At 70.2% G+C, this 24,776-nt stretch carries 22 protein-coding genes; 7 read left to right on the top strand and 15 right to left on the bottom strand.

Features of this window, described 5'->3' with window-relative positions; genetic code table 11:
• The 4 genes from ABZX12_RS13005 to ABZX12_RS12990 are packed head-to-tail and all read right to left on the bottom strand — an operon-like array spanning position 1 to position 4,886.
• Positions 1-1,230 (bottom strand): divalent metal cation transporter, encoded by a 1,230-nt coding sequence (locus tag ABZX12_RS13005; protein WP_355692661.1) that lies wholly within the window; start codon positions 1,228-1,230, stop codon positions 1-3.
• On the bottom strand, positions 1,227-1,658 hold the full coding sequence (locus ABZX12_RS13000; protein ID WP_355692660.1) for a hypothetical protein: 432 nt from the start codon (positions 1,656-1,658) through the stop codon (positions 1,227-1,229). Before ABZX12_RS13000 ends, ABZX12_RS13005 begins: the two co-directional genes overlap by 4 nt.
• Positions 1,600-3,939 carry an FUSC family protein gene (locus ABZX12_RS12995; protein WP_355692658.1) on the bottom strand — a complete coding sequence of 780 codons (2,340 nt, stop codon included), beginning with the start codon at positions 3,937-3,939 and terminating at the stop codon, positions 1,600-1,602. Before ABZX12_RS12995 ends, ABZX12_RS13000 begins: the two co-directional genes overlap by 59 nt.
• Positions 3,940-3,965: 26 nt before the next feature.
• Complete coding sequence (locus ABZX12_RS12990) at positions 3,966-4,886, bottom strand: MBL fold metallo-hydrolase (protein ID WP_355692656.1); 921 nt, start codon at positions 4,884-4,886, stop codon at positions 3,966-3,968.
• Positions 4,887-4,968: 82 nt separating this feature from the next.
• Between ABZX12_RS12990 and ABZX12_RS12985 the strand changes: the two genes are divergently transcribed.
• Complete coding sequence (locus ABZX12_RS12985; RefSeq protein ID WP_355692654.1) at positions 4,969-5,817, top strand: LysR family transcriptional regulator; 849 nt, start codon at positions 4,969-4,971, stop codon at positions 5,815-5,817.
• A gap of 4 nt (positions 5,818-5,821) precedes the next feature.
• Here the strand turns inward: ABZX12_RS12985 and ABZX12_RS12980 are convergent, their stop codons facing one another.
• The 7 genes from ABZX12_RS12980 to ABZX12_RS12950 all read right to left on the bottom strand — a co-directional run bounded on the left by ABZX12_RS12980 (position 5,822) and on the right by ABZX12_RS12950 (position 13,856).
• A complete protein-coding gene (locus ABZX12_RS12980) occupies positions 5,822-6,295 on the bottom strand; it encodes an FxsA family protein (protein ID WP_355692652.1) in 474 nt (157 codons plus the stop codon).
• Positions 6,296-6,347: 52 nt separating this feature from the next.
• Entirely contained in the window at positions 6,348-7,916 is a 1,569-nt protein-coding gene (gene lnt, locus ABZX12_RS12975) for an apolipoprotein N-acyltransferase (protein ID WP_355692651.1), read from the bottom strand.
• A gap of 615 nt (positions 7,917-8,531) precedes the next feature.
• Positions 8,532-8,894: a hotdog domain-containing protein gene (locus ABZX12_RS12970; RefSeq protein WP_355692649.1), complete on the bottom strand. Its 363-nt coding sequence runs from the start codon at positions 8,892-8,894 to the stop codon at positions 8,532-8,534.
• A gap of 29 nt (positions 8,895-8,923) precedes the next feature.
• Positions 8,924-9,676: an OAM dimerization domain-containing protein gene (locus ABZX12_RS12965; protein ID WP_355692647.1), complete on the bottom strand. Its 753-nt coding sequence runs from the start codon at positions 9,674-9,676 to the stop codon at positions 8,924-8,926.
• Positions 9,673-11,232 (bottom strand): lysine 5,6-aminomutase subunit alpha, encoded by a 1,560-nt coding sequence (locus ABZX12_RS12960; RefSeq protein ID WP_355692646.1) that lies wholly within the window; start codon positions 11,230-11,232, stop codon positions 9,673-9,675. The genes ABZX12_RS12965 and ABZX12_RS12960 overlap by 4 nt, the downstream gene beginning before the upstream one ends.
• A complete protein-coding gene (locus ABZX12_RS12955) occupies positions 11,232-12,809 on the bottom strand; it encodes an amidohydrolase family protein (protein ID WP_355692645.1) in 1,578 nt (525 codons plus the stop codon). Before ABZX12_RS12955 ends, ABZX12_RS12960 begins: the two co-directional genes overlap by 1 nt.
• Before the next feature lie 3 nt (positions 12,810-12,812).
• Positions 12,813-13,856 carry an L-erythro-3,5-diaminohexanoate dehydrogenase gene (locus ABZX12_RS12950; protein WP_355692643.1) on the bottom strand — a complete coding sequence of 348 codons (1,044 nt, stop codon included), beginning with the start codon at positions 13,854-13,856 and terminating at the stop codon, positions 12,813-12,815.
• Positions 13,857-13,999: 143 nt separating this feature from the next.
• On the opposite strand from ABZX12_RS12950, the gene ABZX12_RS12945 reads away from it, so the two are divergent.
• A complete protein-coding gene (locus tag ABZX12_RS12945) occupies positions 14,000-15,466 on the top strand; it encodes a lysine 2,3-aminomutase (RefSeq protein ID WP_355692641.1) in 1,467 nt (488 codons plus the stop codon).
• Between the two features lie 214 nt (positions 15,467-15,680).
• Positions 15,681-17,486, top strand: coding sequence for a hypothetical protein (locus tag ABZX12_RS12940; RefSeq protein WP_355692639.1), 1,806 nt, complete (start codon positions 15,681-15,683; stop codon positions 17,484-17,486).
• On the opposite strand, the gene ABZX12_RS12935 is transcribed toward ABZX12_RS12940, so the two are convergent.
• From ABZX12_RS12935 to ABZX12_RS12925, 3 genes are read right to left on the bottom strand one after another with little or no spacing between them, the layout of a single operon-like run.
• On the bottom strand, positions 17,480-18,142 hold the full coding sequence (locus tag ABZX12_RS12935; RefSeq protein WP_355692637.1) for an HAD family hydrolase: 663 nt from the start codon (positions 18,140-18,142) through the stop codon (positions 17,480-17,482). The genes ABZX12_RS12940 and ABZX12_RS12935 overlap by 7 nt on opposite strands.
• 7 nt (positions 18,143-18,149) lie before the next feature.
• Entirely contained in the window at positions 18,150-18,590 is a 441-nt protein-coding gene (locus ABZX12_RS12930) for an AsnC family transcriptional regulator (RefSeq protein WP_355480903.1), read from the bottom strand.
• Positions 18,591-18,628: 38 nt separating this feature from the next.
• Positions 18,629-19,798: an endonuclease/exonuclease/phosphatase family protein gene (locus ABZX12_RS12925; protein ID WP_355692635.1), complete on the bottom strand. Its 1,170-nt coding sequence runs from the start codon at positions 19,796-19,798 to the stop codon at positions 18,629-18,631.
• 140 nt (positions 19,799-19,938) lie between these two features.
• On the opposite strand from ABZX12_RS12925, the gene ABZX12_RS12920 reads away from it, so the two are divergent.
• Genes ABZX12_RS12920 through ABZX12_RS12910 form a run of 3 tightly spaced genes read left to right on the top strand, consistent with a single transcriptional unit; the run spans position 19,939 to position 22,907 of the window.
• Positions 19,939-20,859: a 5'-3' exonuclease gene (locus ABZX12_RS12920; RefSeq protein ID WP_355692633.1), complete on the top strand. Its 921-nt coding sequence runs from the start codon at positions 19,939-19,941 to the stop codon at positions 20,857-20,859.
• A complete protein-coding gene (locus tag ABZX12_RS12915; protein ID WP_355692631.1) occupies positions 20,856-22,064 on the top strand; it encodes a M20 family metallopeptidase in 1,209 nt (402 codons plus the stop codon). Before ABZX12_RS12920 ends, ABZX12_RS12915 begins: the two co-directional genes overlap by 4 nt.
• Positions 22,065-22,112: 48 nt before the next feature.
• On the top strand, positions 22,113-22,907 hold the full coding sequence (locus ABZX12_RS12910) for an alpha/beta hydrolase (protein WP_355692629.1): 795 nt from the start codon (positions 22,113-22,115) through the stop codon (positions 22,905-22,907).
• Here the strand turns inward: ABZX12_RS12910 and ABZX12_RS12905 are convergent.
• Positions 22,844-24,025, bottom strand: coding sequence for an MFS transporter (locus tag ABZX12_RS12905; RefSeq protein WP_355692628.1), 1,182 nt, complete (start codon positions 24,023-24,025; stop codon positions 22,844-22,846). The genes ABZX12_RS12910 and ABZX12_RS12905 overlap by 64 nt on opposite strands.
• 84 nt (positions 24,026-24,109) lie before the next feature.
• On the opposite strand from ABZX12_RS12905, the gene ABZX12_RS12900 reads away from it, so the two are divergent.
• Complete coding sequence (locus ABZX12_RS12900) at positions 24,110-24,682, top strand: ABATE domain-containing protein (RefSeq protein WP_355692626.1); 573 nt, start codon at positions 24,110-24,112, stop codon at positions 24,680-24,682.
• Positions 24,683-24,776: the final 94 nt, after the last annotated feature.

Raw genomic sequence — 24,776 nt, 5'->3', positions numbered from 1 at the left:
TCACTGCCCTCCCTTCGTGATGATCATCAGCGGTATGGCCGCCAGCGAGGCAACGACGAGCAGGGCCAGGTAGACCAGGCCGAACGCGTTACGCACCGGACCGTTGGTCTCCTCGCCGACGTAGTCGGGATCATTGGCGACGATCAGGATCGGCAGGTACGTGAGCGGCAGCGCCATCGCCGCGAACACCACCGAGTACTCCGTCACCAGCACCGGATCGACCGAGGTGAGCAGCGTCAGCATCGCCAGCACGAGGCACACGATCATCACCACATGGAACCGCGACGCCTCGCGCGGCCGCACCAGCTTGCCCCACTGCCAGCCGCGGTACTGCGCGATCGTGTAACCGCACGACAGCGCGGTCTCCAGCGCCGCGCCGAAGGTCGCCGCGAACACGCCGATCAGCACGATCGCCAGGCCGATCTTGCCGAGGGCAACCGCCACCGGCAGCGTCACCTGCCCCAAGGTCCCGACCTGGATACCCGCCGGCAGGAACAGCACCGCGGTGCAGCCCATGATCGCCAGCGACAGGAGCCCGCCGAGCGGGAACCCGACGAACACGTTGGACCGCGCGGTCACCAGGTCCCGCCGCGTCCACTTCTCCTCGACCCCTCCGGAGGAGAAGAAGAACACCTCGTACGGCGTCATCGCCGCACCGAACAGCGCGATCGCGAAGTACGCGTACGTCGACCAGTCCTCGTGGCCGATCGGATGCGGCCGGGTTGCCTGGTGCAACAACTCGCCCCAGTCCGGTCCGAGCTTGAACAAGGCGACCGCGAACACCACCAGCAGCAGCCCCATCAGCCCGAAGACCTGCTCCAGCCGGGAGAACTTGACCCGCCAGATCACCAGCCACACCGCGAACGCGGCCAGCGGCATCCAGAGCAGGTAATTCACGCCGCTCGCGAGTTCGAACGCGAGCGCCACCCCGCCGATCTCGGCGATCAGCGTCAGCAGCGTGACCAGGAACGACGCCACCAGCGTCAGCAGTCCGGTTCGCGGACCGAGCCGCTCACGGATCAGATCGAACACGGGCCGCCCGGACATCGCCACGACCCGGCCGCACATCTCGGCGTACAGGCAGATCCCGATCACGCCGACGATCACCACCCACGCCATGTGCAGGCCGAACCGGGCGCCGACGAGCGCGTTCGTGACCAGGTCGCCGATGTCCACGAAGCCGCCGATGGCGGTCAGGATCCCGAGGGTGACACCGAGCACCTTCTTCACTGCGCGAGCTCCCCGATCCGGCCCAGGTCCGTCGCCGACTGCCGGAGCGCGGGCAGTTGCTGTTCGGCCGCGGCCAGGTCGTCGTTGCCGAGCGCGATCCGGACCGCGGTCACCGCGGTCTGCGCGTCGTCGAGGGTCTTGGTGACCTGCTCGTAGAGCCGCGTCGACGTCGGCGTCGACGGTTGCTGCGCGGAGAACGAACTCGCCGCCGTCTCGACGCCTTTCTCGGCGTCCTTGACGATCTGTCCGGCGGACCGGGTCCACAGGTGCTGCGCCCGCAACTGCTCGACGGCCAGCCGCGTCGTGCTCACCTCGGAGGCGGCGGAGCGCGCCGACTGGGCGGCAGCCGACCGGAGCTTCTGGTCCGGGCTACCGCAACCGCTCAGAATCAGGATCGTCAGCAGCACGATCGCCGCTGCTCGCCGCATGCTCACCGTCCCCGGCCCGATAGTCGTACGACGGCCCGGTACCCAGAAGCATGCCGTGATCAGTCGTTCGCTTCGCCGCCGACGCAAGGGCCGGCTGAAGCCGCCTGATGGCTTCGAGGTGGCTGTGTGTCCAGAGGATCCTGATCGCGGTGGGTGTCGCCTGGCCGTCGCGGTCGTACAGGTCGCGTCGTACGGCGTCGATCAGGCGGGTCTTCGTCTCGTGATCGTGTTCCAGCGCGTCGGGAACGGGGCCTCGGCCGTCGACGCTGCGGGCGAGTGTCGCGTACCACTGCAGCAGCCGGTCGGCCGCCGCGAGTAGTGCGGACTGTGCGGCGGCGCGGTCGTCCGAGGGTGGGCGGCCGTCGGCGTACCGTTCCCAGAGCTCGAGTACGGCGTCCGCGGCCAGGCGGATCCCGACCACTCCGGTGACGAGCGCCGTCATCTCGCTCAACGGCACCGGCTTCGCTCCGCGCTCGGTGAGGTACGTGCGGAACGTGTCGTCCAGCCGGCGCGCCGCGGCCGCTGCCCGGCGACCGTCCTGCGGTGCCGACGGTCCGGGCCCGCAGCAGGACACGGCGTACCCGACGACGCTGACGAGGTACTGCGCGCTGTCGACGTACGCCTCCGCGAGCGCCTTCCCGACCGCGGTCGAGGCTCCGCGCGGCCAGAACAACAGGCCGACGAGCAAGCTCACCGCGCAGCCGAGCGCGATGTCCTCGATCCGGAACAGGATCAGCGACCAGCCCTCGGGCTGCGCGATGTTGAAGAGGATCACCAGCGTGACCGTGAACGCCGCCTGACCGGTCGCGAACGAGATCGCCGCCGGCACGATGCCCGCGATCAGGACCGCGACGGGGAGCAGGATCCAGAGCACCACGCTGGTGTCGCCGATGAAGAACAGGAGGCCGGCGCCGATGAGCGAGCCGACGACGGTGCCCCCGACGGCGCGGTACGCGTTCTGGCCGGTGTTGAGCGCGTTCGAGCGAAGCACCGACAGCGTGCCGAGGATGACCCAGAAGCCGTGCTGGACGCCGGTGAGGTTCGCCAGCGCCACCGCCGCCGCGAGCCCGGCCGCGCCGCGGATGCTGTTGTGCAGCCACACCGAATGCCGTTCCAGATGCGCGGCAGCACGTTCGGCTGCGCTGGTGACCGGTCCCGTCAGCGACCGTGGCTCTCGCCCGAGCAGGCGATCGGTCCAGCTTCGCTGATCGGCGATGCGGGCGGACTCCACGTTCTGCGCGATCAGCATGACCGCGAAGCCGATCTCCTGTGCGCGGAACGACACGTTCAGGCTGCCCATCAACGCGGCCGGTGAGCCGTACGCCGACGGCAGCCGGGCGACCGCGCCTTCCTCCAGCCCCGTCACCGCGTCACGTAGTACACGCGTCGCCTCGGCCAGCCCGTCGACGGCGAGCTGTGGATCCTCGAGCAGCTCCGCGCTGCGTTCCAGGACGTCAGCGGCCGCGAGGTGAACCGCGGCCGACTCCGTGTCGCTGCCGGGAAGCACCGCGGGACGCGAGTCGCCGAGGATCGCGCTCAGCCACGTCAGTTCGTCGACGAGCCGCACCAATGCTCTGGACCCGGTCGACAGGCCGGTCGGCCGGTACGGCGTCGCGGTGAAGGTCCGCCGCAGCTCGTCGATGAGAGCCGCGGTGCGCTCGGTCCGTACGGCGCAGACCTCGAGCGTGTCCCGCGCCTCGGAACGCAACTGCGCCGCCGCCGCTCGGCAGACCCGGGCGGCTGGTGCCGCGAGCGGATCGACCCATGGCCTCGGCCACAGGAACCTGACCGCAAGGACCGCGCCGGCCGCGGCGATCGCGACGCCGGCGAGCCGGTCCGGCAACATCGCGAGCGGACCGGGCGTGGCCACCGAGAGAATGAAGGCGAGCAGCAACGACGTACCGGCGCCGGCCAGGACCGAGCTGACCACCCCGGAGAACAGGACGACGAAGCCCACGACAGCGGTGGTCACGACCGCGGTCCAGACGGAGCGGCCCGCCAACGTCCCCAGCGAGACCAGCACCAGCCACGCCATCGCGAGCTGCACCTGTGCGCGGAGCCGTTGTACCTTGGAGCCCGGGAAGTCGACCAGCAACAGCATCGCGAACGCCCCGAACGCGGCGAACGTCGCCACCGTCGGCGCGTGCAGAACCTTGGCACAGAACGCGAACAGCGCCGGCATCACGATCGCCGTGCGCGCCGCCCGCCGCGTCGCTCCCAGCCCTGGATCCCGCGCCCGCAGCCAGGCGACGAGGCGCCGACCGAGCATCACCACCCGCATCCCGCCTCTCGCCGAGCCCGATGGCGTCAGTCTCCTCCACCCGGCCCGGTCCGGTCACGCGGGTACTCCGAGCAGAGGCAGCCCACGCCGCGGTCGATCCATTCCGGGAGCCGCCAGTCGGGGTGACGCCGAATCATCAGCGCCCGGATCTCGGCCGCGGTCGTCTCCTCGGACACCCCCGAATCCCGCCGCCGCCAGGTCTCGTCCCGCAGCTCGGTGAGGTAGTCGCGCACCTGGGCCAGCAGCCCCGCGTCGCCGACCTCCCCGTGGCCCGGGACAACGATCCGGTGGCGCTCCGCGGCCAGGCGGTCCATGACCTCGATCCAGCGCACGCCGGACACGTCGACGTCGTACGGCGGGAACCACGGGAAGATCGCGAACTGGTCCGCCTCGGCCAGGTCGCCGGTGAAGATGATCCCTTCGCCGGGGACGGTGACGACCTGGTCGCCCTTGCTGTGCGCGCGCCCGGTCGCGCTGAGGTGGACACTGCGACCGCCAAGGTCGAGCGCGTAGGTGTCGTCGTACGTGACGTCCGGCGCGGGGATGCGGACGTCCTCGAGTTCGCGCGCGACCGGTTCGCCGAGCTCGCGGAACATGCGCAGGTAGCCGTCGCCCTTGGTCGTCAGGTCGTCGGCCTGAGCCGTGTTGACGAGGTACGTCGCCTCGCCGGCGAAGACCTGCGCACCGAACGCGTGCTCAGGATGGAAGTGCGTCGTGGTCAGATAGAGTCGGCGGCCGTTCGCATACGACGTGGCGAAGCGCAGCACCTGCTCCGCGTTCCGCGGGCCGAGGCCGGTGTCGATGACGAGGACCGAGTGGCTGCCGCCGACCAGGCCGATGTTGGGGACGAGGTCGACGTTCCGATTCGGGATCACGACGACGTCGCGGCCGAGCTCCTGGACGTGGGTCAGGTCGACGACCGGGTCGGCGTACGGGTATTCGGTCATGGCTTCAGCTCAGCACCGGGCGGCGCCGCGCGTCCAAGACCGGTCCCGCATCGGCGATACCCGGCGGGTATCGTCGCAGGTGATGGAACTGCGGACCTTGCGGTACTTCGTGGCGGTCGCCGAAGAGCTCCACTTCGGTCGGGCCGCCGCCCGTCTGCACATGAGCCAGCCGCCGCTGAGTCGCGCGATCCGGCAACTCGAGGCCGACCTCGGCACTCCCCTGTTCCACCGGTCGCCGAGCGGCGTCAGCCTCACTCCCGCCGGGTCCTCACTGCTCTCCGAAGCCCGGATGCTGCTGCAGCAGGCCGAGCAGCTCCGCGCCCGAGTCGCCGCCGCGGCCGGCGCCGCCACGCTGACCGTCGGCATCCTCGGCGACAGCACCGACCCGGACGTCTCCCGACTGGCCGCGGCGTACCGGCGGCGGCACCCGAACGTCGACGTACGGATCCGCGAAGCCGACCTCACCGACCCGACCTGCGGCCTGCGCGCGGGCCTCGTCGACGTCGCCCTCACCCGCGGTCCGTTCGACGAAGCGGGCCTCCGCGTCCAGGTCCTGCGCTCCGACCCGGTCGGCGCCGTACTGCGCGCCGACGACCCGCTCGCCGGCCACGACCGCCTGAAGCTCGCCGACCTCGCCGACCGCCGCTGGTTCCAGTTCCCCGCCGGCACCGACCCGCACTGGCAGTCCTACTGGAACGGCGGCGAACCCCGCCAAGGCCCCATCGTCCGAGCCGTCCAGGAATGCCTCCAGTCGGTCCTCTGGAACGGCACCGTGGGCCTCGCACCGCTCACCCACCACAACCCCGGCAAAGAGCTCGTCACCATCCCCATCGACGACTTCCCACCCAGTCCTCTGGTCGTCGCGTGGAGCGTGACCACGCCGCTGATCCAGTCCTTCGCTCAGACCGCCAGATCCACCTACCGCCCCTGACGGTCTACTTCCTGTCCGGGTCGATGACCTCGCCCTGGACGACGTCGCCCGACGGCGGGCGGGGCTGGGTCGGGTTGCCGGGCATGAAGGGGGTGAAGGCGGGTGGAGCCAGGGTGGTCGCGCGGCGGCTGACGAAGCGGGTGACGAGGCGGCGGGCGAACGGGCGGGTGAAGGGGAGGACGAAGAAGAAGCCGAAGATGTCGGTGACGAAGCCGGGGGTGAGCAGCAGGGTGCCGCCGATCAGGACCAGGGCGCCGTCGGTCAGCTCGCGGCCGGGGAGCTTGCCGGTCTGGAGCGAGGTCTGCAGGGCGTTCCAGGCGCGGCGGCCCTCACGCTTGACCAGCCACGCGCCGAGTGCGCTCTCGACGATCAGCAGGGCGACCGTCGGCCAGCCGCCGATCACCTGACCGACCTGGATGATCACGAAGATCTCCACGATCGGCACGACCAGCAACGCCAGCCCGATCAACCAAGCCATGTCCCTGCCCCTTCCGGCGATTCCCTCCAGTGTTACAGGTCCGCCGGACGGCTCAGGCCGGAACCTTCTCCCGCGGCTTGGCCGACCCCGAAGCCGGCGGCGGTGTCGTGTCCGCGCGCCCGCGCCGCCGCTCGATCAGCGCCAGGGCGAGCCCCAGCAGACCGAGGCCGGTGAGGATCCACTGCGGCCATCCGCCGAGGATCGTGGCCAGGGTGTGACCGTCACGCACCGGGACCGTCGCGACGTACACGTCCGGCACGAACTGGGCGGACTTGTGCTCGACCGTCCCGTCCGGCCGGATGACACCGGAGATGCCGCTCGTCGACGCGATCAGCACCGTGCGCCCGGTCTCGATCGCGCGCATCCGGGTGATCGCGAACTGCTGCTCCGGCTGCCCGGTCCCGCCGTAGGTCGCGTTGTTGGTCTGCACGATCAGCACCTGGGCGCCGCCCTTGACCACGTCCTGGATGACGTTGTCGTAGGCGAGTTCGAAGCAGATCACATCGCCGTACGTGACGCCGCGGATCGGCATCACGCCCGGACCCACGCCCGGCACGGTCTGGGCGCCGACCATCTCGAGCCGCTTGATGTACGGCAGCAACTGGTCGCGGAACGGGATGTACTCACCGAACGGCACCGGGTGCCGCTTCGCGTACCGCTGCCCCGGACCGGTCGCCGGATCCCAGACGATGCCGGTGGTCTGCCGCTCGTTCTCCCCCGGCCCCTCGGTGACGGCGCCGACCAGGATCGGTACGCCGACCGCCTTCACCGCCTCCTCGATGTCGGCACGGGTCTCGGCGTCCTTGTACGGGTCGATGTCGGTCGAGTTCTCCGGCCAGATCACCACGTCCGGCTTCATCTCGGTCCCGGCCTCGACCCGCTTCTGGAGGTCGAGCGTGGCCTGCAGGTGGTTGCGCGTCACGGTGCGCGCCCGGCCCAGGAACTCCAGCCCCTTGCCCGGCACGTTGCCCTGCACCATCGCGGCCCGCACGGTCTTCCCGTCGCCCTCGGTCGACAACGGGACCAGCGCGCTGCCGAACACGATCGCCAGCCCGGCGACGAGCCCGACGGCCCGCCACCGCAGCGCGGTCCCCCGGCGCAGTACGGCGTACACCAGGACACCGACGAGCGCGACGACGAAGCTCAGACCCGGGATACCGACGAAGGCCGCCAGTTTGCCCAGCGGCTCGTCGGAGAACGCCCACGCGAGCCGGCCCCACGGGAACCCGCCGAACGGCACCGACGCGGTCGCGAACTCGGTCGCCACCCACAGACAAGCGATCCAGAGCGGCCACAGCCGCAGCTTCAGCACCTGCGTCGCGACCATCCCGAACACGGCGTAGAACAGACCTTCGAGGATCGCCAGGGCGATCGCGGCGTCGCCGCCGATGACGCTCAGCCACGGCACCAGCACGGCGTAGTACGCGATCCCGAACCCGGCGCCGACCACGAAGCCGGCCTTCATCGAGATCCCGTTCAGCGCGGCCAGGAGCAGCGGAACGGCGACGATGGTCAGCCACGGGAGGTCGTGCGGTTCGAACGCGAAGCCGAGCAGCACCCCGGCGGCCACGGCCGCCGCCACTCGCGGCAGCAGCCGTCCCAGCGCCTTGAACCGGTCCACGCGGTCAACCCCTTGTCCTCACGTCACCGGCGCATGCCGGTCGCCCGACCGTACAACGTCCGGGACACGCCAATGTATCCGCCCGGCGGCTATCAGGTGTCACTCGATCGAGCCGACGCACAGGGCGGCTACGTGCGCAGACTGCGCTGAAGGTACCGACGCCGGGGAGGATCACCCGGGTCGACTAGTCACACCGCTGCAATTCAGCCCGGAAGAGAGGAAGGAGGCTCGGCGTGCCTTCGGACCAACCGGCGATGCACTGGCTGCGCACCGCGCGGCTGTTGTCTACTGGCCGCCGAGCCTCTTCCACCTCTGCCCCGCGGGGGGCTCACCGCCGGCGATCTCAGCCCCCGTCGACTCAAGCCTGGCTTTGGCCTGGTCAGCGTCGCGGGATCATCCGGCGGCCGAACTTCATGTGACCGTTGAACAAACGGGATGTTGACGACTCCCAAAACGATGCTCGCTGACGGCGACGGTGTCAACCTCTCCCCGGCTCTTTGAGCCCGTTGTAACACGATCGCCTGCCCTGCAAAGGAAAACGAGGATCCCTCACCGAAGTCACGTTACAGAGCCGTGTCGGCACTCCACGTGATCGTTACCGAGGGCAACCAATCGTCACGCAACCGGTACGACGACGGTTCCCTTGGCCCGGGTGATCTCCAGCGGCTCGGCCAGCACCTCGGCCGCCGACTCGGACCGGTCCGGACGTCCGCGGCAGACGACGTACGCGCTGAAATCGAGGTCCCGGCTGCGGTTGCCGACCCGGCTGATCGTCGCCTTCACCTCGACGACGTCACCGGCCCGGAGCGGCTGCAAGAACTGCACGTCGGAGTACGACGCGAACAGGCCCTCGTCGCCGTCCGACTGGATACACACCTCGGTCGCGACGTCCCCGAACAGGGCCAGCACGTACGCCCCGTCGACCAGGTTGCCGGCGTAGTGCGCGTGGCTGTACGGAACATACCGACGATGCGTCACCGTCAGCCCAACAGTTGCCTTTGACACCTTTATGCGCTCTTTCTGTAGGCGTGCCGCTTGGTCACCAGTGCGTCGACGAGATAGCTGGCCACTTCACCGGGCGTGGTCCCGCGGCCGAACACCCGGTCGACCCCGAGCTCGCCGGCCATCTGCTCGGTGAAACGGGGGCCGCCGGCAACGAGTACCGGCCGCGCGTCGTCGGCGTACGCCTCCCGGAAAGCCGCCGACATCTCCTTGGTGTTCAGCACGTGCGCCTCGCGCTGCGTCACCACCTGGGACACGAGGATCGCGTCGGCCTTGTCCGCCTTGGCCCGCCGGACCAGCTCCGGTACGGCCACCTGCGCGCCGAGGTTCACCACCTTCACCTCGCGGTAGTACTCCAGGCCCTTCTCCCCCGCGAAGCCCTTGATGTTCAGGATCGCGTCGATGCCGACCGTGTGCGCGTCGGTGCCGATGCAGGCGCCGACCACGGTGAGGCGGCGGCGCAGGCCCTTGCGGATCGCGAGGTTGACCTCCTTCGGCGACAGCAGCGGGTAGTCGCGCTCGACCACCTCCACCTTCGACGTGTCGACGAGATGGTGCACCGGGCCGTAGACCACGAAGAACGTGAAGTCCGGGCCGATCGCCTTCGAGTGCACAACCAGGGCGGGGTCCATGCCCATCTTGTTGGCCAGCTGGACCGCCGCGCCCTCGGCCCGCTTGTCGTGCGGGACCGGCAACGTGAACGACAGCTGCACCATCCCGTCGCCAGTCGTGTCGCCGTACGGCCGGATGATGCTCACTTGCCCTCCTCCAACAGCTCGATCGCCGGGTTGTAGTACTCCGCGGACTTCCGCGCGACGCCGTCGAGGCCGCGGCCGGCGTCCTGCGGCCGCTTCATCAGCCCGAACGTGCCGTCGCCGATCGCGTTCAGCAGCCCGTCGTCGACGATCTCCTCCAGCAGCTCCACGGACTCGGCCAGCACCTGCCGCGCTCGGGTCGCGATGAACCCGTTCGGCTCCGGCCGGAAGTCCTCGTGAAGGTTGCCGGCAGCACCTAAGACGTAACGCACGTTCTGCAGTGCCAGGTCCCGGTCCGAGATCCACGGCGTCACGACCGCCTCGGTCATCATGCCGACCAGCAGGATGCCCTGCCCGGTCATCGCGCCGACCAGGTTGAAGAACCCGTCCAGCAGGTAGCCGCGGAACACGTCGCCGGTCATGTGCCGGGTCGGCGGCATCCACTTCAGCGGCGCCTTCGGGAACAGCTGCCGGGCGAGCATCGCGTGCGCGAGCTCGAGCCGGAACGAGTCCGGCAGGTCCGGGTTGATCTCGAACGCGTGCCCGAGCCCGAGCTGCCAGTCCTCGAGCCCGGCCTCCTTGGCGAAGTACTCGTTGAGCAGCTGCGAGACCGTCACGGTGTGCGCGGCCTCGACCGCGTCGGCCGTGGTCAGGTAGTTGTCCTCGCCGGTGTTGATGATGATCCCGGCGCGGGCGTGGATCTGCCGGCTGAAGCGCTGGTCGACGAACGTCCGGATCGGGTTGATGTCGCGGAAGAGGATCCCGTACATCGAGTCGTTCAGCATCATGTCGAGCCGTTCGAGCCCGGCCAGCGTCGCGATCTCCGGCATGCACAGACCGGAGGCGTAGTTGGTCAGCCGGACGTAGCGGCCCAGCTCCTTCGACGACTCGTCCAGGGCGGCCCGCATCAGCCGGAAGTTCTCCTGCGTCGCGTACGTCCCGGCGAAGCCCTCGCGGGTCGCGCCCTCGGGCACGTAGTCGAGCAGCGACTGCCCGGTCGACCGGATCACCGCGATGATGTCGGCGCCCTCACGAGCGGCCGCCTGCGCCTGCGGGATGTCCTCGTAGATGTCGCCGGTGGCGACGATCAGGTAGATCCACGGCCGCTGCTCCGGGTCGCCGTGCCGCTTGACGAGCCGGTCGCGCTCCCGCCGTCGGCCGTCGATCCGCTTCAGGCCGGCGGCCGCGACCTTCCGCGCCGCGGACCGGGCCCGGGCGGCGTCGCGGCCCTCCGGCATCCGGAACGTGACGGAGCCGGACGCCGCCTTCTGCGCGAGCACGCTCAGGTCCTCGGCCTCGCCGCGGACCAGCGCGTCCCAGACCGGCAGCGCGAGCCCGTGTTCGAGGCCGACGTCGGCCCGCACGGTGTCGGCCAGCCGGTTCACCCACGGGATGCCTTCGGTGTCGGCGCCGGTCAGCCCGGCGAGCCGTAGTACCGCTCGCTCGACCGACACCGTGGTGTGCTGACGGGCGAGGTCGACGATCGGCTTGCCGGCCTTGCGCGCGAGGCTGCGCGCCTTCCGGACGGTGACCGGATCGAGGTCGAGCTTCTTCGGCATCACAATCCCTCGGCTTGATGGACGACACGGCCACCCACGACCGTGCGCACGCAGGTGGGTGTTCCCTGGCTCAGGTCCGGCAGCACCGGTACGCCGGCCCGCGGATCCGTCGACCAGGCGGCGACGCGCTCGTCCGGCGTCTGCACGACGAGGTCCGCGTCGCTCTCCCAGATCGCGTACGTCGCGGCAGCGCCGGGCGCGAGCACACCGGCGTCGTCGATCCCCACGGCTCGCCAGCCGCCGCGGGTGTGCGCCTGGAACGCCGCGCGGACGGTGATCCGCTCGGAGCGCTCGTGGTGGAACGCGGCCGCGCGGACGGCTTCCCAGCCGCCGAGCTCGGTCACCGGGGAGTCCGACCCGAAGGCGAGGACGACGCCCGCGCGGGCCAGCGAACCGAACGGGTTCATCCCCCGCCAGCGGTCGCCGACGCGGGCGGCGTACATGCCGTCCGGACCGCCCCACAGCCCGTCGAACATCGGCTGCACGCTCGCGACCACGCCGCACCGGGCCAGAACGGCGATCGTTGCCTCGTCGACCATTTCGACGTGCTCGAGCCGGTGCCGGGCCGCGACCAGCGCCTGGACGCCGACCTTCTCGGCGGCGAGCTCGAACCCGCAAGCGATGTTGTCGAGCGCCTCGTCCCCGATGCAGTGGAACCCGGCCTGGACGTTGCGCTCGGTGCAGGCGATCACGTGCTCGGCGATCTGCTCCGGCGTCAGGTACGCGTGCCCGCGGTGCTCGGCGCGATCGGCGTACGGCTCCCGCAGTGCCGCCGTCCGCGAACCCAGTGCGCCGTCGGCATTCAGATCGCCGGCCAGGCCTGCGAGCCCGTAGGTGCCGATGTGCTCGAACGCGCCCGGCTCGCCCCAGTACAGCGTCGCCGACAGGCCGAGCTCCTCGGCCACCTCGCGGACGATCGGCAACTCCCACAACGGCCCGATGTGCGGCGCCGCCATCTCGTGGAAGGCACCGATCCCCTTCGCGGCCATCGCCTGCAGCGCGGCGGTGATGTGCATCCGCCGCTGCTCCGGGCCGATCAGCTCGCTCAGCGCGTCCCGGACGGCATGGTGCGCGTCCCGCTCCAAGCGGCCGGTCCTGTCCAGCCCAGCTCCGTGGGCGGTCGGGATCAGGGCGGAGGAGATCACGCCGGAATGCCCGTCCACCCGGGACAGGTACACGCGCCGCCCACCACCGGAGGCATCCAGCTCCTGCGCCGTCGGCACGCGGCCCTCCGGCCACTTCGTCTCGTCCCACCCGGCGCCCTCGATCACCGCGTCCGCGGGCAACTTCGCCGCGAAGGCCGCCAGGCGGTCGAGCGCGTCGGCGAGTGACGTCGTACCGGCGAGGTCGAGACCGGTCAGCAGCGCACCGGCCTGCGCGGCGTGGACGTGGGCGTCGACGAAGGCCGGCGTGACCAGCTTGCCGTCCAGGTCGACGACCTCGTCGGCGCCGTCGGCGTACGAGCCCGCGCCGGTGTCGTCACCGAGCCACGTCACCACCCCGTCGTCGAAGGCGATCGCGGTGGCGTGAGGGTCGGCGGGCGAGTAGACGGAGCCGTTCGTCAGAAGTGTGCGCACGGCCTAATCCTCCGCCAGCCTGCTCTCGAACAGACCACGGACACCCGGCTCGGTCCGCAACAGCTCCATCGCATAGTCCGCGTGACCCGGGACGTACCCGTTCCCGACCAGCATCGTGACGTCCGCCGCCAGGCCTTCGGCGCCGAGCGCGGCCGCGGAGAACGAGGTCGCCATCGAGAAGAAGATCACGGTGCCGCCGGCCGCGGTCGACAGGACCGCGCCGTGCTCACACCCCGGTACATCGACGCACACGACGGTGATGTCCGCTGGTCCCCCGGCGGCTTCGACGGCCTGCGCCAGGGCCACCGGATCGCGGGCGTCGGCCAGCGCGACGACATCGGCCAGACCGGCCTCGGTCAGCCGGTCGTGCTCGGCCTGGAACGGCACGACCCCGATCGTGCGCGCCGCACCCGCCGCCCGCGCCGCGGCCAGCGACAGCGACCCGGACTTACCTGCGCCACCAATTACTGACACGACAGGCTTTATGCCTTTGTCGACATACGAGCCGACCACACGCGCGGTCAGCGCCGGCGCGCCGCACACGTCCATGACTGCCAGCGAGAGCTCCGGCTTCAGGTCGTCCGGCAGCTTCGCGACGATCGACCGGGCGAACAGGATCGCGTGCCCTTGCGCCGGCACCTGCTCGCTCTTGCCGTCCCAGTCCTGCAGGCCGTCGGTGATCTGCAGCGGCGTCAACGTCAGCGACACCAGGGTCGCGACCCGGTCGCCCTTGTGGAGCCCGAGAGGCGAGTCCGGACCGGCCTCGTCGACCACGCCGACGAGCATCCCGCCGGAGCCGGTGACCGGGTTCTGCATCTTGCCGCGGGTCTCGACGATGTCGAGGACCGCCCGGCGGATCGCCGCACCGTCACCGCCGTGCGCCTCGGCCAGCTGGCGGTACGACGCGGCGTCCAGGTTCAGGCGCTCGACCGCGATGCGGACCTCGTCGGGCCAGATGCCGGGACGGGCGTCGAGTTTCTCCGCCGCCTGCGGCAACACGCCGGACGGCGCGAGTACGCGGTGCAGTCCTACCGGGCTCGATGACACTGATCCTCCTCTGTGCGGTCGGGCAAAATACTACTCACAGCGCGCCACGACGGGAATTCTTACGGCGTACTGTTGGATCTGAGGGAAGTTCTATCGCTATCCTCACATCAGACCGCATTCCCCCACGTCCCCGCGGAGGACCTGTGACCGACCTGATCACCCCGGAGCTGGCGCCCTCGGAGCAGCCTGGCGACGGTCAGCCCTATCGCTACCGGCGCACCGAGCTGGTCGAACCGGACTGGACGCGGCTGCCGGGCTGGAAGGACGTCACGGCCGAGGAGTGGCGCTCGGTGCAATGGCAGCGGTCGCACTGCGTCAAGAACGTCAAGCAGCTGCGTGACGTGATGGGCGACCTGCTCGAGGAGCGGTTCTACGAGGACCTGACCCGCGACCAGGCCGAGCGCGCGACGATGTCGATGCTGCTGCCGCCGCAGATGCTGAACACGATCGTCCCGGCCGGCGCCGCCGACTACACCGAGGCGTTCTACGCGGACCCGGTCCGCCGCTACATGCTGCCCGTGTTCAGCGACCGGCGGACCGACTGGCCGTCGCACCCGCACGCGACCCGGGACTCGCTGCACGAGCACGAGATGTGGGCCACGGAGGGGTTGACCCACCGCTACCCGACCAAGGTCCTCGCGGAGATCCTGCCGACGTGCCCGCAGTACTGCGGTCACTGCACGCGGATGGACCTGGTCGGGAACTCGACGCCGGTGATCGACAAGCTGAAGTTCGTCGCCAAGCCGCAGACCCGGCTCGACGACATGCTCGACTACCTGCGCCGTACGCCGGGGGTCCGGGACGTCGTCGTCTCCGGCGGCGACGTGGCGAACATGCCCTGGCCGCGACTCGAGGCGTTCCTGACCAGCCTGCTGGAGATCGAGAACATCCGCGACATCCGGCTGGCCACCAAGGCGCTGATGGGGATGCCGCAGCACTGGCTGTCGTCCGACGTGCTGTCCGGTGTGGAGCGCGTCGCGTCGGTGGCGCGCAGCCGCGGTGTGATGCTCGCGATGCACACGCACGTGAACGCGGCGCAGTCCGTGACGCCGCTGGTCGCCGAGGCGTCGAAGGCGATGCTCGAGGCGGGTCTGCGCGACGTGCGCAACCAGGGCGTCTTGATGCGCGGCGTGAACGACTCGATCCCGCAGCTGCTCGACCTGTGCTTCGCGTTGCTCGACGGCGCGAACATCACGCCGTACTACTTCTACATGTGCGACATGATCCCGTTCTCGGAGCACTGGCGGGTCTCGGTGCGCGAGGCGCAGCACCTGCAGCACGGCATCCTCGGATACCTGCCCGGCTTCGCGACGCCGCGGATCGTCTGCGACGTGCCGTACGTCGGCAAGCGCTGGGTGCACCAGCTGTCGGAGTACGACGAGGTGCGGGGCATCTCGTACTGGAAGAAGAACTACCGCACCGGCATCGAGCAGCAGGATCCCGAGGCGCTCAACCGCACCTACGAGTACTACGACCCGATCGACACCCTCCCCCGCGAGGGCCAGGACTGGTGGACCCAGCACGCCGGCAACCACCTCGCCGAAGCCGAGCAACGAGCCGCCGCCTCCCGCGCGGCCGCCGAATCCCAGAAGCTCCTGGACATCAACTGACCCCCTGATCAGTCTTCGGTGCCACCGCAGGGGGCGGCACCGAAGACTCTGCTACTTCGTGGCTACTTCGTGCAGAGTCAACGCACTGGTGCTGAGGTAACAACTTGGGTGCAGGAGCTGGGCCTCGTCACGCGGGCACGCTGGGCAAGCGCTAACATCACGGGTCGCTTGTCGGGCGGTGTGTCTGGGGCATGCCGCGATCTCGGGAGTTCGTGTGCGGGTGATCCGCCGGATCTTTGGTGTTCTGCTCGCCCTCGTAGGCCTGATCGTCGCGGTGCTCGGCGGGGCCGCGGCGTTCTGGTTGATCGGGCCCGACAACACCGTCCGTACCGGCGAGCAGCCGCTGAGCAGCAAGGGGCTGGCGATCGCCAGTACACCGGAGATGCTCGACCGGCACGGGCCCGTGCTGCACGTCGACGTGCGGTCGACGAAAGCTGCGCCGGTGTTCGTCGGTGTCGCCCGGGACTTCGACGTCGACAGTTATCTGAAAGGTACCGCGCACTCGAAGCTGGTCCAGCTCGAGTATCCGATCGCGCTGACCACGCAGGACGTGAAGGGTACGGCGGGGCCGCTCGTCGCGCCGGGCACTCTCGACTGGTGGGTCGCCCAGGCGGGCGGCGCCGGCACGCAGTCGATCGCCTGGACGATCGAGGACGGCCCGTACGAGGTCGTCGTCATGAACGCCGATGGGAAGACGGCGCCCGACATGCGCGTCGACCTCGGTCTGGAGATCCCGGGCGCGTTCACGACCGCGCTCGGGATCTTCGCCGCGGGCATCCTCTTGCTTGCTCTCGGCATCTTGCTGGTGCTCTTCCGTCGCCGCCCTGCCAACTCCCGGCCGGCCACTGGTTCACCGGCCACAGGCGGCCATCACCAGCACCAGCACCAGCACCAGCACCAGCACCAGCAGTACCCGCCGGCTCAGCCTGCACCGGGACCGTACCCGCCCGCCGGCTACCCGCCGGCCCAGCCTGTGCCGGGACCGTACCAGCCCGCCCAGCACCCGCCCGTGCAGGGAGCGCCGCAGCAGTGGCCGTCCGGTGGCGGCACGGTTCGGCGGGTTGTCGCGGTGGGCCTCGCGCTCGGAACGGTGACCGGCTGTGCAGCGGTTCCTCCGGCGGACAGCGTGACCGCGCTGACCCGCCCGGCGGTCAGCGACTCCGCGGCGGCCGCAGTCATCGCGCACTACAACGCGGTCAACAACAAGGCGAATCGCACCCGCGACAGCAAGCTCATCGCGACAGTCGAAGGCGGCAACCTGGTCCGTCAGAGCCAGGCAGGGTACGAGATCGACCGAGCCGGCAAAGCCAAGCCGGTGCCGGCGTTCACGTACACGAAGCCGGTGATCGGCGCACCGCAGTACGGCAGCTACCCGATGAGCTTCGTCAGCGCCTCCGGGATCTCCAACGACAAGAACTACCGCCATCTCGGCGTGTGGGAGCGCCAGTCCGCCGGCAGTCCCTGGATCCTCACCTTCGCCGCGGGCGTGAAGACCACTGTCAAGGTCCCCGACCTCACCGGCCTCCGACCGGCGACGAAGCGAGACGACACCCGGCTCGCCGCCGCGCCACAAGCCGCCGCCACCGCGCTGGCGACGTACCTGAGCGTCGGCGCCAAGTCACCCCGCGCCGCGGCCTTCCAGCCGAACGCCGACGTCACGAAGCTGATCACGAACCTCGCGAAGACGCGGGCGGCGCAGGCCGATCCGCCCCAGTCCGTCCGCAGCATCACCGACGTCTTCACGCCCGCGAAGCAGTCCCCCGCCTACGTGACCAAGGCCGGCACGGCGATGGTGTTCGTCTCGCTCACCCGCGAGCACACCCTGCTGATCGGGAAGGACTACAACTTCTGGTGGTCGAAGCTTCCGATGACCGCCTTCAGCCCGGCGACGGTGAAGTACCGGAGCGCACTGACTTCGACGACGCTGCACGACGCGGTTCTGCTGATCCCACCGAAAGGCAAGGGCAAGATCCAGGTCGTGGCCCTGGAGTCCCAACTCATCGACGCCGGCGGCTACTGACCGAGCTGCCCGCGCAACTCCGCGAAGGCCTGGATGGTTGGGCCTTGCCAGGTTGGGTCGCTGTTGGCGTGTTCCAGGGTGCGAATGGCGTGCATGCCAAGGGCGGTGGCGGCAGGGAGCTCGTTGTCGTTGCCGTCGCCTACGTAGAGGCAGTCGTGGGGGTCGGCGCCCAGGGCGGCGCAGGCGGCCTTGTAGATGGCTGGTTCTGGCTTTGCGGTTCCGAGTTCGGCTGAGAATGCCGTGGCGTCGAAGTACTGGGCCAGTGGGCTCGCCGGCCACTGGAGCTGAGTCTCGGCGGTGATGTTGCTGACCAGACCGATGCGCCAGCCTGCGGACTTGAAGGCGGCCAGGGTGTCCAAGGTCGCCGTCGGCACCCTGGTGAGCAACTGTTGCGCCAGGGCGCGTCGCAGGCTCGTTGCCTCTTCCACCTGTTGGTTGGTGGGTGCGCCTCCGCAGCGTTCGGCGATGACCCGCAGCGTGCTCGGCAGGTCGCCGTACGCGCCGATGAACCGCTCGTACGAACACGCGTCGAACGCCCGCTGGAACGCCTCGCCGTCGACCCCCAGGACGGCGCCCATCCGCGCGTTGACCGCGTCCCGGTCGGCGTCGCCGCCGAAGACCAGCGTGCTGAACAGGTCGCTGAGCAGGACCTTCACAGGACCGTCACAGGGCCGGTGGGCGGCGCTCGTACGGCGTGCTCAGCACGATTGTCGTGGTTGTGGACACGTTCGCGCGGGCCCGGATCACGGCCAGCAGGTTCTCCAGCGCGGCCGGCGAGGCGACTCGAACCACCAGGATGTAGCTGGAGTCGCCGGCCACCGAGTAGCAGGACTCGATCTCCCGGACGTCGCGCAGCCGCTCCGGGGAATCGTCGGCCTGGGACGGGTCGATCGGCCGGATCGCGATCAGCGCGGTCAACGGCAGGTCGAGCGCGGTGTGGTCGACGGTCGCGGCGTACCCCTGGATGATGCCGCGCTGCTCGAGCCGCTTCACCCGCTGGTGCACGGCGGACGTGGACAGGCCGGTCGCCTTGCCCAGGTCGGTGAAGCTCATCCTGCCGTCGGACGCGAGCAGGCCGACGATCTTGCGGTCCAGGTCCTCCATCCTGGAGACACTACTTGAGGAGACCCTCCGCCCGCTCGTCATCTCGCGACGGTGAGCACGACCCCGGCGTGGTCCGACGGCCACAGGCCGGTGACCGGATCCTTGGCCGAACTGTCCGCCCCGGTCACCGCGCCCGCGATCACCCGGACCTGCTCGCCGGGCGCCGGGCGCGCGAAGATCATGTCGATGCGGTGGTCGAACGACGGCGGCGCCGGCTCGTCGACGGTCTCGTTCAGCCCGGACGTCCAGCCCTGGTTCGCGGGTCTCCAGGTCAGCCAGAGGTCGGTGAATCCACCGGGCCCGGTGATGAAGTCGTACGGCGCCTTGTGCGGAACATGGTCGTGCGGCTTGACCGAGCTGTTCAGCGGATCGGAGTTGCAGTCGCAGCCGATGATCGTCGTCCGGCCACGGTCGCCCGCGGGCCCCGCGAGCAACTCGGTCGCCTGGGCCAGCGCCAGGTCGGAGCTGAACGCCTCCAGATGCGTGTTGACGAAGCGGAACGGGCGCCCGGAGCCGTGCGCGACGTCCACCCAGTTGTACCCGCGCACGAACGTCGCCGGGAGACCGGCGACCGACAGCACAAGCCGGGCGTTGTACTGACCGCTGCCCGAGTCCAGCACCCGCAGGTTGCTCGACGCCCGGAGCAGAATCACGTCACGGATCGTCAGCCGCACGTCCCGCCCGTCGGTCGCCGTCCCCGTGAACGGGTTCCCGACGAAGGACGGCGCCTCCACGTCGGACTCCTGCTGGACGACGACAGCCTTGTACGGAACGCCCGTACGGCGCAGGTCCTGGAGCAGGATCGCCAGGTAGTCGTAGTCGACGGTCGTCGCGTTCAGCGCGCCCGGAGTCGCCGACCCCGGCAGCTCCAGCGGCCCTTGCCGCCAGAGTGCGACCTCCTGCAGCCCGACCAGATCCGGCTTCGCCGCAGAGATCTCCTCGGCGAGCAGCTGACTGCGGCGCGGGAAGTTCGTCCTGTCCACGATCGCCCGCGTCACGTGGTTCGCGTTGCCCAGCGCGACGAACGCCGCCGCGCCGGTCAGTCCGGCGGTGGCCTCGATCGGCCGCTGGATGTCCGCGCCGAGGTACAGGTTGCGCGTCATCACCGTCACGGGCTTGTCCACGTTCGCCGACGCCGGCACCGCGTACAGCGGCACCGCGAGCACTCCAAGAACCACCACGAGCCTGCAGAACCACGACCGAAGCATTTGCATCCCCTCCCCAGGGTCGGTACTGATCCTTGGTCTACCACGCGCCGGTGGCAAGGGCTTGTGCGTCGCGAGCTGTCGGCGGGCTGTGAAAGCATCCCCCTATGCCAGTACCAGATTCAGCGACAGGACAGCGCCTGATGCTGCTCGACACCGCGTCGTTGTACTTCCGTGCGTTCTTCGGCGTGCCCGACACGATGAAGGCCGCCGACGGTACGCCGACCAACGCGATCCGCGGGTTGCTCGACTTCATCGCGCGGCTGACCGAGAACCACCGGCCCACCCACCTGGTCGCCTGCTGGGACGACAACTGGCGGCCGTCCTGGCGGGTCGCGCTGATCCCGTCGTACAAGGCACAGCGGGTCGAGTTCGTGACGCCGAAGGGCGAGCAGGTCGAGGACGTCCCCGACCGCCTCGAGGTCCAGGTGCCGTACATCCGCGCCTGCCTGGAGGCGATCGGGATCGCCGTCGTCGGCGCGCCGGACCACGAGGCCGACGACGTGATCGGCACGTTGTCGCACCAGGCGACGATGCCGGTCGACGTGGTCACCGGCGACCGCGACCTGTTCCAGCTGATCGACGACAGCCGCGGCGTCCGGGTCGTCTACACGGCCGCCCGCGGCGTCGGCCGCGCCGAGGTGTACGACGAGAAGGCGCTGCTCGCGAAGTACGAGATCCCCGCCCAGCGGTACGCCGACTTCGCCACGCTCCGCGGCGACGCGTCCGACGGCCTGCCCGGCGTGAAGGGTATCGGCGAGAAGACCGCGGCCGCGCTGGTCACGTCGTACGGCGACCTGGACGCGATCCGCGCCGCGGCCGCCGACCCGGCGACGCCGATGGCGCCCGGGGTGAAGAAGAAGATCCTGGCGGACAGCGACTACTTGGACGTCGCGCCGAAGGTGGTCGCGGTCGCGAAGGACGCCCCGGTCGGGCCGTACGACGCGACGATGCCGCGCGAGATCAAGGACCCGGAGCGCTGGCTCGACCTCGTCGAGCTGCTCGAGCTCGGCAGCAGCGCGCAACGCGTGATGGCCGCGCTCGACCTGGGCCCGAAAGCATGAGGACGCGCGAGCTGGCGGAGCAGTTCCGCGAGGAGATCGTCATGCTGCGCCGGGCGCTGCACCAGGTCCCGGAGTACGACCTGGACCTGCCCAAGACGCAGCAGCTGATCCTGGACGCGCTCGCCGGGTTGCCGCTGGAGATCACGCTCGGCAAGGAGCTGTCGTCGGTGACCGCCGTACTGCGGGGCGGCGCCGGGCAGTTGTCATCCGCGCGCCCGGTGGTGCTGCTGCGCGGCGACATGGACGCCCTGCCGGTCACCGAGCGGACCGACGTGCCGTTCGCCTCCCAGCATCCCGGGATGATGCACGCCTGCGGCCACGACCTGCACATCGCGGGCCTCGTCGGCGCCGCGAAGGTGCTGTCGGCGCTGCGCGACGAGCTGCCGGGTGACGTCGTGTTCATGTTCCAGCCGGGCGAGGAGACGTCCGGCGGCGCGCCGATCATGATCCGCGAGGGCGTGCTCGACGCGGCGGGCCGGCGGGTCGACGCGGCGTACGGGCTGCACGTCGGGTCGTCCTCGCAGCCGCTGGGGATGTGGAGCAGCAGGCCCGGCTCGTTCATGGCGGCGGCCGATCAGCTGCACGTGCGCGTCGTCGGCGCGGGCACGCACGGCTCGACGCCGTACCGCGGCAAGGACCCGATCCCGGTGCTTTGCGAGATCGTGACCGCGTTGCAGACCCTGGTCACGCGTCAGTTCGACGTGTTCGACCCGGTCGTGCTCACGGTCGGCCGGATCGCGGGCGGCACGAAGGAGAACATCATCCCGGACGACGCGTTCTTCGACGCGACCGTGCGGACGTTCTCCGAGGCGGCCCGGGCGAAGGTGCAGACGGCATCGATCCAGCTGGTCGAGGGGCTCGCGGCCGCACACGGCGTGCAGGTCGAGGCCGAGTATCAGGTCGGCTACCCGGTGACGGTCAACGACGCGGCCGAGTTCGAGTTCGCCCGCGAGACGATCGTGGACGTGTTCGGCGCCGACCGGTTCCGCGAGCGTCCCAACCCGCGCTGCGGCGCGGAGGACTTCTCCTATGTCCTGCAGGAGATCCCGGGCGTCTATCTCAACCTCAGCGCGTGCGCCTCGGCCGATCCGGACGCGGCACCCGACAACCACTCCCCCTTGGCGAACTTCGACGACTCGGTCCTGCCGGACGGCGCGGCGCTGCTGGCCGAGCTCGCCGTCCGCCGTCTGAACCGGGCCGGCTAGGGAGAATTCCCGATAGGCGGGCGGTCCGCGCTGCAGCAGACTGCCCGCATGCCCTTCGTGAACGTTCCCGACGGTTACCTGTACTTCGAGCAGCACGGTGCGGGCCCGGACGTCGTCCTGCTCAACGGCGGCCTGGCTGATGTCCGCATGTGGTCGTCGACCGTGCCCTGGCTCGCGGAGACTCACCGCGTCACGACCTGGGACTACCGCGACACCGGCCTGTCGGCGCCGGCCGACCGCGCGTACGACGAGATCGCCGATCTGGCCGCCGTCCTCGACGCCGCCGGGATCGAGCGTGCCGTGCTGGTGGGGGTGTCCGACGGTGGGCGGCGCGCGCTCGGGTTCGCGCATCGGCATCCTGATCGGGTCGTGCACCTGTGCGTCGTCGGCGGGTCGTTCGGCGAGTTCCCGCACCCGACACCGGCCGAAGAGGCCGCCCGGGTCGTGATGCGCGCTCACTTCGCGCGGCAGGCCGAGGTGCTCGAGTCCGACGGCATACCGGCTGCTGCCGAGCACGACGTCCAAGGCTGGTGCCCGGCCGTCCGCGGCGACGACCGCCGGCTGCTCGTCGGCCTGGAGATCGCGAACTCGCGGGTCATGACGATGCCTGTTCACCACGGCGTCGAGCTCGACCCGCCCGTCAAACACCGCTTCACCGAGTTCACCACGCCGATCTCCGTTCTGATCGGTGGCCGCGACTTCGACGGCACTCAGCTCTGGGGACGCCGGCTGGCCGCGCAGGCGCCGTACGCCGACCTGACGGTACTGCCGGAGGCTGATCACATGCCGATGTTCTCGGCGCCGGACGGCTTCCGGGAGTTCGTGAGCCGCGTACTGGCCTGATTCCGCAACGCCACGGCGGTGAGTAGGGCGCCGAGGACGGTGGTGCCCGCGGCGACGACGTAGATCGCGGGGAGGCCGGGACCGGCGACGACGCGACCGCCCAGCCACCCGGCGAAGGCCGCCGCGACCTGGTACGCCGAGGCGTTGACCGCGATCGCCAGCGTCGGGGCTGTGGCCGCGGTGGTCAGGACTCTGGCCTGCATGCCGGGGATCACGGAGAAGCCGACCGCGCCGAGGGCGAACACGAGCACGCCGGTCACTGTCGGGCTCGAGCTCAGTCCCAGGGCAACGAGCAGTCCGACGAGGAGTGCGAGAGCGCCGAGCTGAGACGGCAGCAGGGCCCGATCCGCCAGACGGCCGCCGACCAGGTTGCCGATCGTCGCGCCGACGCCGTACACCAGCAGCATCGGCGCGACGGCCGCCGCCGGGAACGATGCGGGGCCCGTCAGCAGCGGTGCGAGGTAGGTGAACACCATCAGTACGCCGATGTTGGCGACGGCGGTGATCGCGATGGCGAGGAGCAGTGCGCGGCTGCGGAACACGGCGAACTCCCGCAATGCCCGGGTGCGGACGCCGGGCTGGTCGTCGGGCACGAAGCGCGCGACGAGGACCAGGCCGGTCGCGCAGCAGGCCGTGATCGCCGCGAAGGTCGTCCGCCAGCCGAACGCTTCACCGATCCAGGTGCCGAGCGGAGCGCCGAGGATCATCGCCAGGTTCATGCCGAAGGCAAGTTTCGCGACGGTCGACGCCTTCTTGTCCGGCGGCACCGAGGCGGTGGCGATCACGATCGCGTTGGCGAAGAACGTCGAGGTGACCAGCGCCGTCACCACCCGGGCCGCGAACAGCACGCCGTACCCGGGGGCGAGCGTCGACAGCAGGTTTCCGACCACCGCGACCGCCAGCAGTGCGATGACCAGCGGCCTGCGGGACCGGCCGGCCGTGATTGCCGTCAGCAACGGACCGCCGACGATCATCCCCAGCGCATACGCCGTGACGAGCAGGCCCGCCGCCGGTATCGAGACCCCCAGGTCCCCCGCCACGGCCGGCAGGATTCCCGCCACCACGAACTCCCCGGTGGTCACGCCGAACACACACACCAGCAACGCCGTCAGCTTCATGTCTCCCTCATGGATACGTAGCGACTGATCCGTGAGAACGGTAGATCGTCCTCACGGATAATCGCAACCTGTACCATGAGAGTCATGGAGTCACCGCTGCCGCCCGCACCCGGCGCCGACACTCATCTCGCGCTCGACTTCGCCAACACGGCGATCGCACTCCCCGGCGGGCAGTACGTCGACCTGCTCGGCAGCCCGGCCTCGGTGAACGAGTGGCTCACAGCCCACAACCTCGCGCCCGACGACGCCGACGTACAGGAGATGTGCGCGACCCAGCTCCGCGCCCTCCGCGAACACGTCCGCGCACTGTTCGCCGCGCGAGTCACCGGCGCGCCGGCCCTGCCCGCGGCCCTGGATGCCGTGAACGACGCCCTCACCCGCGTCCCGACCGCCGAGCTTCTGCACTGGGACGACAAGACCGGCCCGTACCGAGCCGCGCCCTGTCCCACCAACGAGATCCTCGAGCACGCCCTGGCCACCATCGCCGCCGGCGCCGCCGACCTCCTCACCGGCCCCGAGGCCGAAGCCCTCACCGCCTGCGCCGCCACCCCGTGCAACCGCTACCTGATCCGCCACGGCCGCCGCCACTGGTGCTCCACCCGCTGCGGCGACCGAGTCCGAGCCGCCCGCGCCTACGCCCGCCGCACCGCGACCTAGGGCATGTCTGATAATCCAGCGCCGTCGCGAGGAGGTGCTCGGTGCGGTAGCTCGGCGTGCGGGAGCGAAGGTCTCGATGCGGCGCATCGTGGCC

This window comes from Kribbella sp. NPDC003505 (assembly GCF_040610875.1).
Taxonomy (GTDB): domain Bacteria; phylum Actinomycetota; class Actinomycetes; order Propionibacteriales; family Kribbellaceae; genus Kribbella.
The sequence above is the reverse complement of the archived record's forward strand: the minus strand, read 5'-3'. Positions and strand labels throughout refer to the sequence as shown.

Coding starts and splice junctions, on each gene's coding strand:
- ABZX12_RS12925 (WP_355692635.1), bottom strand. CDS start 19,798: ATGCTTCGGTCGTGGTTCTGCAGGCTCGTGGTGGTTCTTGGAGTGCTC.
- ABZX12_RS12995 (WP_355692658.1), bottom strand. CDS start 3,939: ATGCGGGTGGTGATGCTCGGTCGGCGCCTCGTCGCCTGGCTGCGGGCG.
- ABZX12_RS12990 (WP_355692656.1), bottom strand. CDS start 4,886: ATGACCGAATACCCGTACGCCGACCCGGTCGTCGACCTGACCCACGTC.
- ABZX12_RS12960 (WP_355692646.1), bottom strand. CDS start 11,232: ATGCCGAAGAAGCTCGACCTCGATCCGGTCACCGTCCGGAAGGCGCGC.
- ABZX12_RS12930 (WP_355480903.1), bottom strand. CDS start 18,590: ATGGAGGACCTGGACCGCAAGATCGTCGGCCTGCTCGCGTCCGACGGC.
- ABZX12_RS12915 (WP_355692631.1), top strand. CDS start 20,856: ATGAGGACGCGCGAGCTGGCGGAGCAGTTCCGCGAGGAGATCGTCATG.
- ABZX12_RS12910 (WP_355692629.1), top strand. CDS start 22,113: ATGCCCTTCGTGAACGTTCCCGACGGTTACCTGTACTTCGAGCAGCAC.
- ABZX12_RS12905 (WP_355692628.1), bottom strand. CDS start 24,025: ATGAAGCTGACGGCGTTGCTGGTGTGTGTGTTCGGCGTGACCACCGGG.
- ABZX12_RS12980 (WP_355692652.1), bottom strand. CDS start 6,295: ATGGCTTGGTTGATCGGGCTGGCGTTGCTGGTCGTGCCGATCGTGGAG.
- ABZX12_RS13000 (WP_355692660.1), bottom strand. CDS start 1,658: ATGCGGCGAGCAGCGGCGATCGTGCTGCTGACGATCCTGATTCTGAGC.
- ABZX12_RS12920 (WP_355692633.1), top strand. CDS start 19,939: ATGCTGCTCGACACCGCGTCGTTGTACTTCCGTGCGTTCTTCGGCGTG.
- ABZX12_RS12985 (WP_355692654.1), top strand. CDS start 4,969: ATGGAACTGCGGACCTTGCGGTACTTCGTGGCGGTCGCCGAAGAGCTC.
- ABZX12_RS12900 (WP_355692626.1), top strand. CDS start 24,110: ATGGAGTCACCGCTGCCGCCCGCACCCGGCGCCGACACTCATCTCGCG.